The sequence below is a fragment of the Steroidobacter flavus genome (assembly GCF_042651805.1).
GTDB classification, from domain to species: Bacteria; Pseudomonadota; Gammaproteobacteria; order Steroidobacterales; family Steroidobacteraceae; genus Steroidobacter; species Steroidobacter flavus.
Map to the genome: position 1 here is coordinate 532,037 of NZ_JBHSDU010000015.1, position 14,584 is coordinate 546,620.

Sequence of the window (14,584 nt, forward strand, 5' to 3'; positions counted from 1 at the left end):
TCAGAGACAGTTCGACGACGGACTTCATCCCGCGCGTTGCTCACGACGACCGGCGCCCGCCCACAGCGCACCCAAAATCATCGGAACCAGCGCCACCAACACCATCCAGCCCGCCAGGGCCGGCCGGAGCGCCGCATACCAGGCGCACGGCAACAGCCACAGCAGATTGAGTCCAATGCAAAACAAGGTCACCCGCTTGTGGCTTTCCCAGCGACGCGACAGCCACTGATAAGCATGACTACGGTGCGCTTCATAAGGCCGCTCGCCCCGCGCCAGGCGGCGGGCCAGCGTCACCGTCGCATCCACGAAGAACAATCCTCCGAGGATCGTCCACACGAGCAGCGCCACCTCGCTGTGCCGGGCCGCGCTCAAGGCAAGGACCACGACGGCATAACCGAGATAACCGCTGCCTGCATCGCCCATGAAAATTCTCGCTGGCGGCCAGTTCCACAATAGAAAGCCACCGCAAGCGGCAGCCATGAGCATTGCGGGCGCCAGCGCTTCCCCCGATACGTTCGTCAGCATGCCGAGACCCGCGCCCGCGCTCACGATAAATATTGCCTCCGACGCCGCGATACCATCGATTCCGTCCATGAAATTGAACAAATTCAGCGTCCAGACAATGCCTAGCGCACCGAGGACGTAGCCTACCCAGCCAAAGCTGAACGTCAGCTCGCCAAAGCGCAATGGCGGTAAACCTCCGAGCCAGGCCAATGCCCAGAGCGCGGCGGCGAAATGAACGGCCAGCCGGACCCTCGCCGATAACCGGTGGCGGTCATCGAGATAACCCACGATGGCGATGGCGATGCCACCGCCCCCCAACGCGAGCAACAGATCGATGCCGATAACTTTTAGAACGGCTAGCGCCACCAGCCCCGCGGTCATGGCGATGACAATCGCGACGCCGCCACCGCGCGGTGTCGGTACCACGTGCGAGCTGCGTTCATTGGGAATGTCGAGCACCCCCCGCTTCAGCGCCGCGGTACGGGTCCAACCGGTGAGTGCATAAGAAACGAGTCCGGCGAGCGCCACGATCGACCACCACAGCTCAGCCCGCATGCACGCCCTGCTCCGCCAGATACCACTGCACGGTCCGTTGCAACCCTTCCTCGAGCGAGAGGGCTGGCGTCCAGCCCAGCTGATTGCGCGTTGCCGAGGCGTCGACCGCTAACGAGCCGCACAATCGTTTTACTTCGGCGCCCTTGCCCAGGAGCGTGCCGGCGATTCGTAGCAGGGCCACGGGCACGGGCAACAATGTCATACGTCGTCCCATCGCATCGGCGAGGCGGCGAACCAACTCCGGCGTCGACACATCTTGACCATCGGAAACCATCCACACTCCATCGGCGGCTGCCGGATGACTCAGGGCATGCGTGAGCAGGTGGGACAGGTTCCACACGCTCACCATGCTGCGTCGGTTACGGACCGAGCCGATTGGCAACGGCCGCCGCTTATCCACCCATTGTAATAAGCGCAGAAAATTCGCGCGCACACCGGGACCATAAACGAGCGGTGAGCGAATGATTGCCCCTTGCAGGCGGGTCCGAGCGCACACCTCCCGCAACCCCTCTTCCGCTTTCGCTTTCGAACGACCATACGCATCCAGAGGCTGCGGCCGATCATCGGGTCGATACACCCCGTCGCCGCTGTCCTCGCCGTTCACTTTGACGCTGCTCAGAAAAACGAGCCGTTGCACGCCCGCGGCGGCGGCGGCATCCGCCAGCCGAACGGTGCCGTGGGCATTGCTCTCCATATACAGATTCGCGTTCGCCGGGCTGTCATTCAGTACGTGCGCTCGCGCGGCCGCATGCACCACGAAATCGACCCCTTCGAGCGCGCTTTGCCAATCGGTCCGCGAGCCGATATCGCCGACGACCACACGCTCACTGACTGCTTTCGGAGTGTTCTTTTCGGTACGCAGCGCCGCCCGCACAGTAAAGCCGGCCTCTGCCAATTGGCCGCACAAAGTGCCGCCGACGAAGCCAGTGGCCCCGGTCACGAGGACACGTTTGATCATCGACCCGCCGTCATCGCCGCCAGCGCGAGCCCGAGATATTCATGAAGTGCCTGCTCCGTCTTGCGTAGTCCCGCCGCCGAGGGGATGAGCGAAACCCAGCCAAAGCCGTCGTTGCTGGCCGCCCGTTGCCCGGTCGGCGCTGGAATAGCCTGCGCGCCGACATCTCGCATCAGACGCATGGCACGCGGCATGTGATACGCGGAGGTTACCAGGACGAATTTTTCAGTTTTCAGCATGCCGGCGATGGCCTGAGCTTCTTGCGCCGTATCGAGCGGCGTATCGAGCACTTGCAAGGATGTCTCTGGCACGCCGAGGTCGCGGGCGAGAATGGCGTATCCCCTCGCCGACCGTGCCACCCCTTCCGGTGCACCGCCCGAAACGATCAACCGTGCCGAGGGCAGAGTCTTGCTGAGTCGAATGCCTTCGACAATTCGAGTTAATCCGTCTGGATCGAGCGCCCCCGTGATGGGTACCCCGTCGCGCGGCGAATAACCGCTGCCGAGCACGACGATATAACCCACCTGCGGCAGCTGCTCCGAAGGCAGCGATTCATATTGTTGTTCGAGCGCTCCCAATAGCGCATTGCCCACGAATGGCGCCGATCCAAGATAGGCAACGGCGCCCGCGACGATCACGCACCACAGCGAAGCCCGACGACGTCCAAACGCGCGGAGCATCGCGGCCAACAGCAACAGGAGCAGCGCCATGACCAGCGGACCGGCCAACGCACCGATGAATTTCTTGAAAGCGTACATCAACGTCCAGGGGAGACCAGCGCCAGGATGTCACGAGCCATGGCACGCGCAATGTTGCTACGTGAATGCTTGGCGATGAATTCCGGCCGCGGCTCGTCCCGCAATTGTAACGAGCTGAACGCCGCGACGCCGGCTTCGACGTCGCACGGGGCGAACACGGCCGAGTTCGTGATTTCCTCGCGCACGAATTGCGCCGCATATCCAGCGACGCCCGCCAGCACCGGCTTGCCGAGCGCGGCGTATTCGAACAGCTTCGAAGGCAGCACTTTCTCGAACGCCGCATAGTCGCCCAGATGCAGGAACAGCACATCGGCCGCCTGATACGCGCCGATCAGATCGGCACGCTGGACCGGCTTGCGGAGCTCGACGTTCGACAGGCCCGCAACCGCTGTTTCCAGATCGCGCCGCCGCCCGCCATCGCCGATGACGACGAAGCGCACGCGGTCGCTCAGCGCACGCGCCATGCCCGGCAGGATGTGATGCAACCCCTGCCCTTCGCCCAGATTGCCCGCGTACAGCACCACCGCGCGGCCATCGGTTTTCGTCGTTGGGGGCGCCGCCGGCACATTGAGAAATTCATCGTCGATGCCGTTGGTGAAGAACGCCATCGGCACCTGCGGATAGCGTTCGCGAAAGTAACCTTCGAAGCCGCGCGATACGGCGTTGATACGATTGGCGCGACGCATGGTCCAAGACTCCACGCGGGAGAACACTTGTTTGATCGGCCACGCCGCCGGCCCGGACAGCACGTCATAAATCGTATCGACGAACAGATCTCGGATGTCCAGATAGAGCGGAATACGCTTGCGTCGTGCAATCGATGCACTCAGCCAAGCGGTCATCAGGCGAGACGAAGTCGCGCACACCAGATCGTAGTCACGATGTTTCACGACCTTGCGCACCTCGCGGGCGAACGTCATGAACGAGCGCGACTGACCGAGCATGTCGCTGCTGTGGGCGGGGATCGCAATCCGTCGAACCTCCAGCCCCGGCTCGCTCTCGACCTCGGCGGCCTGCTGGCTGAAGCTTTGATACCGGTTCGGCATGGTGGTGATCACATCGATGTGCGATCCCGCGGGCATCTGCTCCCGCAAGGCCTTCACCAGCGCGGTGGCTCGAAACGAGCCCGCACTCAAATCCGGCTGATAATAGAAGCTGAGTAACAGCAGTCTCATGGAGTCCTTACCACCGCAGGTCGCTGAGCAGGCGCTCGCCTGTGAAGCGCACGCGAATACAGACGTTGGCCCGCGATTCGCCGAAGCCAGGGTGCCAGGTGCCGGCGTCGATCGAGATCGCGGCCGCACCTTCGAAACTCAATTGCGCCGCTGTATCGCCCGGGCCGATCAACTGGATCTGGCCCCCATCGTCGCGCGTGGCCCGCACATCTGGATGCAAATGAAAAAACGCCTCCGCCGATGCGAACGAGCCGCCGATCCGATCTTCGATCCGCAAGCCCTCGGGACGTAACGACCAGCGACGACGATGCTGGTTGGCGCCCGGAAGCCGACGATAGCCGTCGTGACTCGCGTCAATGACGATCTCGTCCGGGTGCCGTGCGACTTCGTTGATAGTGACTTTGGCACGGCGCGCGACCCGAAAGCCCGCCCAGACTTCGCTCGAGTCCTGCTCGTCGACCGCGACAGTGTTGTGAGCCGCCGTGCCGCGCTGGCGCTGACGCTCCGGACTCAAGCCATATTGGGAGGTGCCGGAATTCACAAACCACCGCTGCCCATGCAAGCTCAGCTCGAAGCTCAATGTATCGGCATGCGCGTGACCGGGCAGATAGGTCGGCCCCACCGCTCCGCAGTCACACAATAGATACGCAGGACCGGCGGCTGCTTGTATATATCCGCTGTTCTGTAACCTCACCAACGCATCGACCCGACGCTCCACCCTCGGCAGGCCCAACGAGCTGGCATAGCTTTGCAATGTCGCAAGATCCGGCGCGATCCCCAGCGCGCTGTCATTGAAGAACGATAGCTGCCCGTCGGGGTGATTCATCGTCTGCGCCCAGCGTAACATTCGCGCGACGGCGTCGTGCCAGCTCGGCGGCACGCGCCGCGCATACGACTGCTGCACGTTGATCAGATCGAGCACGTCCTCGAGCATGGCCGCGTGATACATGGGGCTCAGCTCGAAATGACCGCCATCGCCGAGAACCTGTTCTGCAAGCTCCTGCTCGACGATCCGCATCCCCTGCGCTCGCCACGACTCCGCCTCGCTGCCCGAGAAATACAGACCGGCGAACACCAATGCCTTGGCGTTGGCGAACAGATGATTGCCGAGCAAGTGATATTCGAGCCGCTGCGTCAGCCAGCGAGTCTGAGCCGCGAGACTGTCGAGCACGGCGCGCGTCGGCTCATTGCCTCGCAAGGCCCATTTCAGCCAGTTCACGAGGCGGCGTGAGACGGGATAAGGCTCCCAGGCATCGCCCTGCCCTGGCGCAACTTCTTTGACCCATCGCTCCAGCAACGCTACATGCCACGCGCGACGCGCATCGGCCTGCGACGCATTCAGATCGTCGAAGTAATGGAGGTTATAGATCCAGAGCTTCTCGACGCCGGCAGGGTGCCAATCCTGAGCGTTGGCACACTCGCGCTGCTCGTTGAGCAAACGAAACGTCGTCGGCCCCAGCAGCGAAGGCTGCGTCGGAATGGGAGCACGCAGCGGCGTCGAAACACGACGCAATCCGGGCGCCGGTCGAAGATCCACGGCAGGTCGATACAACCGCAACCAGATGCGCGACGTGACCTGGATGGGGCGCAGGTGTCGCAGCGTGTGAAAGTACAGCCCGAGTCGACTCAATGGCGCGCCGCCTCGCCCAACTCGATGCTGACGCGGCTGACTTCCAGGAGCTCTTCGAACGGAATCGGCGCGGGGGCACCGCTCTCCAAGGCGCGCACGAAGGCTGCCGCGCATTGCTGCTGACCCTTGTCCTGACGCCACAGGTTCATGCCGCTGAAGCCGCTCCAGCCCTCGCCGCGCAGCCGTCGAAAGTTATCGAGCTGCAAAATGCGACCGGCGCAGAACACTTCGATGCGCTCCTTCGGAAAAGCGCGGTGGCCGTTGGCCAGATACTGAATGGTCGCCCAGGAGCCATCGGCGAACCCGAGCGTGATCGCCACGTTGTCGTCCTCGACCGGCAGACCGTTGCCCCCCATCGAGCGCACGCTCGACTCGACGATGGGCTGAGCGACCAGGAAGCGCGCCAGATCGATGAAGTGACAGCCTTCGCCGATGACGCGCCCGCCGCCGACAGCGGGATCCTGCGTCCAATGGTTGCGCGGAATCGCTCCCGCATTGACCGTGATCATTACACTTTTGGGCTCGCGAACGCCGCCGAGCAACGACTTCATTCGTTGTACTTGGGGCGCGAAGCGGCGGTTGAATCCAACCATCACCTGCGGTCGCGTACCGCCGGAGCCCGCGGCTTCCCATGCGTTCGCGATCTGCGTCAGCTGCTCCTGAGCAATGGCGAGCGGCTTTTCGACAAACACGTGCTTGCCCGCCTGCAGTGCCTTGCAAACGAAGTGCGCGTGACTGTCGTGTCGAGTGGCGATGACGACCGCATCCACATCGGGGGACGACAGCAACGTCTCGCTGTCCGTGGTGATCGAAGCAAAACCGTACTTGCGCCCGAAATGCGCAGCGGTCACACCCTTGCCGCTGGAGATTCCTTGCATGCGTGCGGATGTTTCTTTGAACGCGGGAATCAATACGCGTCCGGCGTAGTTGCCCGCGCCAATGAACGCGACCCGTGGTGCCGATGTGGCGGCACCCGACGCATTCAACTGCACGGTGCGGACTCGCAGCTCCTGTTCCGGACGCTCCGCATATTCGAGCAGAATGCCCAGGTACGGCTGCCCGCCGGCTGCCAACAACTCATACGCCGCGGGTGCCTGGTCGAATGCGAACCGATGAGTGATCAGCGATGTCACATTCAGGCTGCCGGCCGCCATCATGTCCAGCACCGCCTCGAAATTGCGTTGCTCGGTCCAGCGCACGAAGCCGAATGGATAATCCTGACCGGCCTCTTCGTACTGAGGATCGTAACGACCGGGCCCGTACGAGCAGGACACCTGGAACGACAGTTCCTTGGTATAGAAATCGGCGCGGTCCAGGTCCAGCCCGGCGACGCCGACCAGGATGATGCGGCCCCGCTGGCGGCACATCTTCGCGCCTTGCGACACGGGCTCGTTACTGCTGGTCGCGGCGGTGATGATGACGCCGTCCACGCCCTGCCCCGATGAGAACGCCGCAGCGACCGCCAACGGATCTTCACCCTTGTCCAAAGCGACCACATCGGCACCGAACTCGCGAGCCAGCGCCGCCTTGGCGGGATCCGGATCGATGCCGAGCACTTTGCAGCCATTCGCACGCAACAGTTGCACGGCCATCAAACCGATCAACCCCAACCCGGTCACGACGAAGCGCTCGCCCAAGGTCGGAGCAGCGAGGCGAATGCCCTGTAAGGCAATCGCGCCGAGCACGGTGAAGGCAGCCGCATCGTCGCTGACGTTTGGAGGAATTCGCGCGCACAGATTGCGAGGCACCGCGACCACCTCGGCATGCGCACCGTTGGAAACGACACGATCGCCCACCGAGAAGCCATTGGCTTCGGCGCCTGCTTCGACGACCACACCGACATTGCAGTAGCCCAGCGGCAGCGGCTGATCGAGCTTGCTACGCACGGCATCGATGGTCTGTAACAAACCATCGGTGCGCGCCTTCTGCAGCACCTGACGCACCCGGTCCGGTTGCTGACGGGCTTTTTCCAGCCAGCCGGAGCGGCCGAAATCCACCAGCATGCGCTCGGTGCCGGCCGAGATCAGCGAGCGGGTGGTACGAATCGACACGCCGTTGCGGGGCGCCCGCGGCGCCGGCACTTCGGCCACTTCAGTGCGGCCGTTAGCCAGCGATTGCAGAATCTGACGCATTTGAGGTTCCAGAAATTATCGCGGCCTCGAGCTGGGCACTGGCTGCGCTGAAAGAAAATTCGCTGTGTCGCTGCGCCGCCTTGACCATTGCCGTGATATGCAACATCAACAAGGTCGAGAGCTCGACTTCGCGCCAGGGGCGGCCGGGCTTGAACGGCTGCAGAATGGCCGCGCCGTGACCGACATCCTTCGGCCAGAAGCGATGCACGCGATTACGCGAGCCTTGCCACACTTCCATGCGCCGGAAATCGTCGATCTTCGCGATCGTCTCGCCCCACTGCACATTGATGGTCTCGTTGATCCCTTCGAACGGCTCGTTGCGCGCGGTCAGTACGATGTTCACCAGATCGCCGCGCTCGCTCGTCAATGAAATCGACACGTCATCGTCGCGCGCGTTCTCATTGCTCCAGGCCAGCATCACCGTCCAGCGGTCCGGCAGTGTGTTCCAGCTCAGCATGTGCACGGCCAGGTCGAGCCAGTGACCCACGTTGCCGCAGATCCGCGTCCCCTCTTCCGCACGCCGGTACCAATGATCGGGCCCGAGCACGTGACCGGAGATGAAACACGACAACGTCAACGGGCCCTGCTGGCCCTGACAATGCGGCCGCAATTGGCCGATCGCGCCGGAAAACGGGCGATTGTAGCCTGCGTACAGTTTGCCTGTCGTGCTTCGGGCCGCGGCCGCCAAACGGCACATTTGCTCTAAGGAAACGGCGACCGGCTTCTCCACATACACCGTCTTGCCCGCCGCCAATGCCTCGACGGCATACGGCGTGTGACTGGCATGGTTGGAAGCGATGTAGACGATGCGAACCGCATCCGCGTGGATAGCGGCCTCCGCGGTCGCGGACGGTTGCGGGATGCCGTAGAACTTCGCAAAGGAAGTGGCGGCAGGCGTGGCGGGATCGAAACATTCGGCAAACCGGTTGCCGAAACGGCGGCGGATGAAATATCCGATGGTGGCGAAGGCGAACTGACCGCAGCCGATCATCGCGATGTCGCGTCCCGCGACCCGGCCCGGCCGCAGGGACCGCAAGACCAGCGGCGTGCGCATCCGGCCCGCGACCTTGAACCAGGTCCGGCCCAGCCCGTAGATGCGCAAATAACGAAGCGTCTTGCTCAGTTGTTGCCGGAGACCGCCGCGCTTTTCGTTATTCTGTGCGAGCACGAAACGTTCTCGCGATACTGACACTTTTCATCTGACCCGGCTGGCGTGCGCCAGGAACTGGAAAGTCTCCTCCGCGCACTTCTCCCAAGAAAACGACTGCGCCCGTGCGTGGGCGGCGGCCATCTTAGCCCTGAGTGCCGGGGAGTCAATCAGTCGCCGCAAAGCCGCCGCGATCTCGGCCGGCTGCTCCGGATCGAAATACTCGCCGGCATCGCCCAGCAACTCCGGCATGGCCGCGCGCCGGGAGCATGCCACCGGCAAGCCCGCCGCCATCGCCTCGGTCAGAATCTGTCCAAAGGTCTCGCAGCTGGACGCGAACACGGCGATGTCGGTCGAGGTGTACATCTGATGCAACTGTTCGTACGGAATCGCCCCGAGATAACGGATCGACTGCCCGCTGGGATCGACTTTTTTCAGCGTCGCCTGCAAACGAGGCGTCGCGAAACCGGCCGGGCCGACCAGATCGAGCGCTACTGGAAGACCCGCTGCCCGCAATTGCGCCACGGCCTCCGCCACATGCCACTGATGCTTGTAAACATCGACGATGGAGACATACAAAATCCGCATCGGCTGGCTGGCATCGCAATCCTCGATCCGACGCACCGGTCGCGGCGCCATGAAGAAACGAGGATGGATGCCGTGAGCGATCGTCGTTTCCAAAGGCCGGCGCCCCCGGATGAAGCGCCCCACCACGTCGCGCGCGTAGCCGGAGAGATAGATCAACCCGTCGGCACGACGAAACGTTGCCGCTTGAGTGAAGCGCAACAGCGCGAACTTGACGGTCATCGCCGACCAGCCATAGCGCAGCAGCTCGTGCCATTCGAACGGCAGCAGATTCTGGTTCATAGTCACCATGGGCCGGAAGCCGCTGGCATCCGAGCCGCCGGGGACGAACAGCACGTCGCATCCCGCCGCTTGCGCGGTCGGCCGCAGCTTGAAACGTTGCCAGTAGATCCGCTGCGGCAGGCTGCCGTCGAGCAAGGGATCGCTCAGCTTCAGCAGCCAGGGCCGATCCTCGATCTTGTCGAGCGTGCTTCGTCCGCTCCACAGCGCCACCTGCTTGAAACCGTAGCGATCCGGCGTGGCGGCGCGTAACACCTCCGACAGGTGGGTGACTCCGCCGCCGGCGCGGATGTTCGAAGCGTCGATACCCAGAATCATCAGGCGACGCTCACGGCCCCGTTCGGCACGGTTACGCGCTGTTCCATGATCTGGGCGTTCTTCCTCTGCATCACCACAATGAACACGCCCAGATAGATGAACGGCACCGAGGAGCGGTGGCTCAAGAACACGCCCACCAGCATCAGGATGAGGAACAGGAAACGCCGACGCACATCGGGCGTCAGGTGCTCGGTGAGCTTGCGCACCGGCGCGGCGAAGCTCATGACGAAGAAATACAAACCAATCACGCCGGACTCATACAGCACGCGCACGATCTGCGTATGAGGGTTGGCCAGCTCGCGGAAGCCACCGAGGTTGTTGGTGGTCACCGACGAGGAGCCGAGGCCGGAGCCGAGCAGCAGCTGGATGAAATTGCCCTCTCGGAGCTTCTGCCACAGGTCCCACATCGGATAGATGTTGCTCATCTGGCCGATCATGACGGCCGGCGGCGGGCCGCCGCGATTCAAGCGGTCGAACAGCACGTTGAACGCCTTCAAATACGTCTGGATGCGAGGGCTGAAATACACACCGCCGATCACTGCCGCGATGAGCAGGATGACGAGCACGCCGGCAAGCGCGAGCGTACGCGGCGAAAGCGTACGGATGCTGAAGGCGATGATCAGAATGCCCGCGAACAGCAGGCCGAACAGACCCGACGCCGATTGAGTCATCAGCACCGCGAAGAGGATGCAGATGGTCCAGAGCTGGCCGAGCGAGCGGCCGCGCGCCCAGTATTCCCGCAGCGTCATCATGGCCAGACCGAACATGAGATAGACGAACGCGTCGCGCGGCTCGCCGGCCAGTCCATGGAATCGAAAGCCGACCATCACGCCGTCGGCCAGATGTCGCGGAATGAAGCCCATGCCCACGCCCGCCGCCGCGAGATCCAGGGTGCCCAGGATCAGGCCGATCACGAACACCAGCGTGAAATTGCGGAAGAAGTAACGAATCGCTGCGTCGCTGTTCAACAGATAGCGCGGCAGGATCACGAAATAAACGAAGTAATAGATCGTGATGAAATATTCGAACAGCGGTCGGACCGCGGGGCTGCGAATGAACGCCGCGATCGCCGAACTGGCATTCTCCGCGCTGTAGCGGTCGTGCAGATCGAACGACCCCATCGCGATGCCGATCCCGCCCGCGATCACCGTGAGAAGGAAGTACATGCTGTAGTTCGCGTACATCGGCGCGGTGGGATTGGGAACGCGCAGCCGGTCGCGGGACACCGTCCAGCTGGTCAACAACCCGGCCCACACCAGGAACTGCAGGATGCGACCAGGATTGGGCGTGATGCCGGTGCTGCTGTTGGAAGCCAGCAGGAAGAACAACAGCGGCTCGAAAATGATGGACCACACGTAGACCTTGCCGATCAACGTGTGCTCTCGATGTTTTGCGACGGTTGCTTCCATGGGTCAGCCCGGCTGCCGGCGTCGGGGCAGCAATGTTCGGAGGCCGCGACGCAAGGCGTCCGCCGCGAACCAGAGTGCCAGGCGCATTTGACTGCCGCCCGCGAGCTGCACGACGTGCCGCCTCGCTCGCAAATCGTTGCGCATTTCTTTCCAGGTCAGCACCTGCGGCGGCGGCGCGGCGGTCTGACAATACAGTTGAGGTAACACCCACAGCTTCAGCCCACGATGCCGGCGCAGGATCGAATGAATCAGGTCCTCGCAGTACGCCTTTCCTGGGAAGGGAAAGAACGCCTCCGTCACCAGATCCTCGCGAAAACTCAATACGCAGCCTCCCGGCAGCCATTCGGTCTGCACCGCCGGCTCACTGCACAGCTTCTCGTCCACGCCATAACTCACACCCGCCGGCGACACGGTTCCCATGCGTCGCATGCCCCACTTGGCGCCGCAAATGACCGCCGCATAGACATCCTGCACGCGCCCGCTCCAGCCTCTCATATAAGTGTGCAGGCAGCGGGTGCCGAGATCCCTATAGATGGGGGCCACGACGTTGCCGCGCCCCAGACGTTGGAGCGATTCGATCAACGCGCGCAGATGTGCCGGCTCGATCAGGATGTCGTCGTCCATTTGCAGTACCAGCGGCTGCCCGGTCTGACCGAAGCCGAAGGCGCGCTGAGCCACCTGCCCCCGACACGGCGTTACCACTACACGGACGTTGTCCCGTTGCAAGGCCGTGACGCGGCCGGCTTCCCGCTCGGGAATGCAGATCAGGATTTCCGCGGGAATCGCCGAGCCCGAATTGAGCGTCGCCAGCGTATTCGGCAGAGAGTCGCCGCCCAGCGTCGCGATCACGACCGACAGTGGGTAGATTTCCTTGGTCAAAATGCGGGCAATCTCAATGAACGGCAATTAAACGGCTTTCGTGCGACTATGCGCCCCCCCGGGGGCCGCGCCCGGGCGGTAGAGTAAAGCCACAGCATGAAATCCACAAAGAGCCAATTCATCGCGGAGTTCGAGCCCATTCGGGGGTTCGCCGCTCTGACCGTGGCGCTGATGCACTCGTTTTTTGTGCTGGACCCGCTCGGTTCGACCGCGATGTCGGGGGCGAAAGTAGTCTTCAACGGTTTCGCAGCCGTGACACTGTTCTTCGTGCTCAGCGGCGTGGTGCTGGGCCTGGCGCTGGATCGCTACTCCGGTTCGTTCGCGGCGCGCTGGCGGCAATTTCTGATACTGCGTGTATTCCGTATCTACCCGATGATCGTGGTCGTAACGGCCGCGATCTGCCTGTATCTGCTCGTGCATGGGCCAGCACCGCATCCGGGGGCCACCGAATGGTTCAACCGCTACTACCAGGAGCCTCTGAGCTGGTACCGCGCGCTACAGAACTTCCTGCTCATCAACGTCTCACTGAATCCCGTGGGCTGGACCCTGATGGTCGAGATGGGCATCGCCGTCATCTTTCCATTGCTTCATCGCGTGGCTCGCCGCGGCGGACTGCTCACCAACCTTGGAATGCTGCTCGCGTTGATCGTGCTTGCGTTTCTCGCGGACGAGCTGCGGGCACTCGCTCCGGGCAATCGACTGTACGTGCAGTTTTGCGAACTGATCCTGCCGCACGCATACAAATTCTATCTCGGACTGCTGTTGCCCGGGCTGGCGACGCAGCGTGTGCTCGACCGGATCGGCTCGCACGCCACGTCGTACTTCGCGGCAGTGGTGGTCGTGCTGATTGGAGCTCGCACGGCGGTGCCGATGCTGGGCGGCAGTGCTACGCTGGCCATCGTCTTCGAAACGCTCGCGGCTGGCACTCTGCTGCTGCCCTTTTGCACCTGGAACAGCCGTGGTTTCGGTGCCCGCCTGTTTCATTCCAGCGCCATACGCTGGCTGGGCCGCATCAGCTACAGCTTCTATCTATGGCACTTCATCGTGCTGTATGTCACGGCTACGGTGCTTTTCGAATACTGGCCGGGCCCAGTGCCGGGGACGCATCCAGTCGCGCTCAGCGCACTGCTTGCCTCGGTCAGCATCGCGATCGCCGGGGTCGCGTCAGAGCTTTCCTATCGTTACATCGAGCTTCGGTACATGGACATGGGGCGCAAGCTGTCGCGTGCGCTGGCTGCTCAGGCGATCTCGAGTAGCTTCGACCAGCGCGGCAAATCCGAGTCCCGGTGAAACCTACCGGCGACGATTGAACGCGTCCTCAGCTGCTGCACGTCCCATTCGGAACCAGATACCGTCCTCGTCCGCATCTTGCTCGCCGAGACCGCACCGGCTGAGCAGGTATTGCGTGGAGTCTCTATTCACTCCACCTCGCGCCGAAAACACCCTGCCTGCTCCAAGCTGGCGCAGTTGCTCCACATCGCTGTCGGAGAAGCAACTCACGGGTTGCCCGTTCGGGAATGCGAACAAATTGGCGCGGTTGTCGAACTGCGCCAGCGCCCGCTCGTTCGATTGGTAATGATGCTGGAATTCCACGCTGTCCAGCGCCCGTACATTCCAGTGATCGAAAAGATGACTACCGTACAGCACCCATCGCGCATCGCTCCATTTACGCATGGTCTGCAAGTCCGCGAACTGCCCCTGGTAATCGAGCACCGCTGCACGGTCGAGCGCGCCGCTGCGTTGTTCGAATTCTGCCAACAACTTGGGGGTAAGCGTCAGGTGGTACGGTCTGCGCAACCCTACCGAGTCCGCGAACCCCGCGAACTCAGGCACATGCTGGTTCAGATAGCACGCGACCACGGAGAGAATCGGCGTCTGCTCCAATACCGCTCGCATGTTGACGAACACCACGGAGGGCAATTGCATGTCGCGCAGGATCTCGAGCCCGTTCTCGAACGTGCCGAGAAAGCCGTCATCGAACGTTATCAGTGCGGCGCGCGGAGGCAGCACGCTCTGATCGAACAGCCGAGCTGGATGGATGACCTCGAAATTGTCGCGGATCCATGCAGCCTGGCGCCGGAATGTCGCGCGCGAAACAGCTAACGCATACTGCGCATTGAAGGGACTGGGCTCATCGGTCACGTCATGGAACAAGAAGACGTTCAAGCCCTGCGTCATGCTCCGTCGCAGCGCAGGCAAACGACGCACGGCGCCACCGACGGCCTTTTTCAATCCGCTTTTCAGAAACCGCATTTCGG

At 62.7% G+C, this 14,584-nt stretch carries 12 protein-coding genes; 1 reads left to right on the forward strand and 11 read right to left on the reverse strand.

Annotated features, from left to right (window positions below; genetic code table 11):
* Nucleotides 1-24: 24 nt before the first annotated feature.
* From ACFPN2_RS30105 to ACFPN2_RS30150, 10 genes are read right to left on the reverse strand one after another with little or no spacing between them, the layout of a single operon-like run.
* The gene (locus ACFPN2_RS30105) at nt 25-1,059 is read right to left on the reverse strand and encodes an MraY family glycosyltransferase (RefSeq protein ID WP_380603623.1); all 1,035 of its coding nucleotides are present in this window, start codon (nt 1,057-1,059) and stop codon (nt 25-27) included.
* Nucleotides 1,049-2,017 carry an NAD-dependent epimerase/dehydratase family protein gene (locus tag ACFPN2_RS30110; RefSeq protein WP_380603625.1) on the reverse strand — a complete coding sequence of 323 codons (969 nt, stop codon included), beginning with the start codon at nt 2,015-2,017 and terminating at the stop codon, nt 1,049-1,051. Before ACFPN2_RS30110 ends, ACFPN2_RS30105 begins: the two co-directional genes overlap by 11 nt.
* Nucleotides 2,014-2,772: a YdcF family protein gene (locus ACFPN2_RS30115; protein ID WP_380603627.1), complete on the reverse strand. Its 759-nt coding sequence runs from the start codon at nt 2,770-2,772 to the stop codon at nt 2,014-2,016. The genes ACFPN2_RS30110 and ACFPN2_RS30115 overlap by 4 nt, the downstream gene beginning before the upstream one ends.
* On the reverse strand, nt 2,772-3,947 hold the full coding sequence (locus ACFPN2_RS30120; protein WP_380603628.1) for a glycosyltransferase family 4 protein: 1,176 nt from the start codon (nt 3,945-3,947) through the stop codon (nt 2,772-2,774). The genes ACFPN2_RS30115 and ACFPN2_RS30120 overlap by 1 nt, the downstream gene beginning before the upstream one ends.
* 7 nt (nt 3,948-3,954) lie before the next feature.
* Complete coding sequence (locus ACFPN2_RS30125; RefSeq protein WP_380603630.1) at nt 3,955-5,577, reverse strand: heparinase II/III family protein; 1,623 nt, start codon at nt 5,575-5,577, stop codon at nt 3,955-3,957.
* A complete protein-coding gene (locus ACFPN2_RS30130) occupies nt 5,574-7,709 on the reverse strand; it encodes a bi-domain-containing oxidoreductase (protein WP_380603632.1) in 2,136 nt (711 codons plus the stop codon). Before ACFPN2_RS30130 ends, ACFPN2_RS30125 begins: the two co-directional genes overlap by 4 nt.
* Complete coding sequence (locus ACFPN2_RS30135) at nt 7,681-8,877, reverse strand: Gfo/Idh/MocA family protein (protein ID WP_380603634.1); 1,197 nt, start codon at nt 8,875-8,877, stop codon at nt 7,681-7,683. The genes ACFPN2_RS30130 and ACFPN2_RS30135 overlap by 29 nt, the downstream gene beginning before the upstream one ends.
* 27 nt (nt 8,878-8,904) lie before the next feature.
* Nucleotides 8,905-10,038 carry a glycosyltransferase family 4 protein gene (locus tag ACFPN2_RS30140; protein WP_380603636.1) on the reverse strand — a complete coding sequence of 378 codons (1,134 nt, stop codon included), beginning with the start codon at nt 10,036-10,038 and terminating at the stop codon, nt 8,905-8,907.
* The gene (locus ACFPN2_RS30145; protein WP_380603638.1) at nt 10,038-11,447 is read right to left on the reverse strand and encodes a hypothetical protein; all 1,410 of its coding nucleotides are present in this window, start codon (nt 11,445-11,447) and stop codon (nt 10,038-10,040) included. The genes ACFPN2_RS30140 and ACFPN2_RS30145 overlap by 1 nt, the downstream gene beginning before the upstream one ends.
* A 3-nt stretch (nt 11,448-11,450) precedes the next feature.
* Nucleotides 11,451-12,353 carry a glycosyltransferase gene (locus ACFPN2_RS30150; protein WP_380603640.1) on the reverse strand — a complete coding sequence of 301 codons (903 nt, stop codon included), beginning with the start codon at nt 12,351-12,353 and terminating at the stop codon, nt 11,451-11,453.
* A gap of 69 nt (nt 12,354-12,422) precedes the next feature.
* Between ACFPN2_RS30150 and ACFPN2_RS30155 the strand changes: the two genes are divergently transcribed.
* Complete coding sequence (locus tag ACFPN2_RS30155) at nt 12,423-13,616, forward strand: acyltransferase family protein (protein WP_380603642.1); 1,194 nt, start codon at nt 12,423-12,425, stop codon at nt 13,614-13,616.
* A gap of 3 nt (nt 13,617-13,619) precedes the next feature.
* Here ACFPN2_RS30155 and ACFPN2_RS30160 read toward each other — a convergent pair whose 3' ends face one another.
* Nucleotides 13,620-14,579, reverse strand: a complete 960-nt coding sequence (locus tag ACFPN2_RS30160) for a polysaccharide deacetylase family protein (protein ID WP_380603644.1) — start codon at nt 14,577-14,579, stop codon at nt 13,620-13,622.
* Between the last annotated feature and the right edge of the window lie 5 nt (nt 14,580-14,584).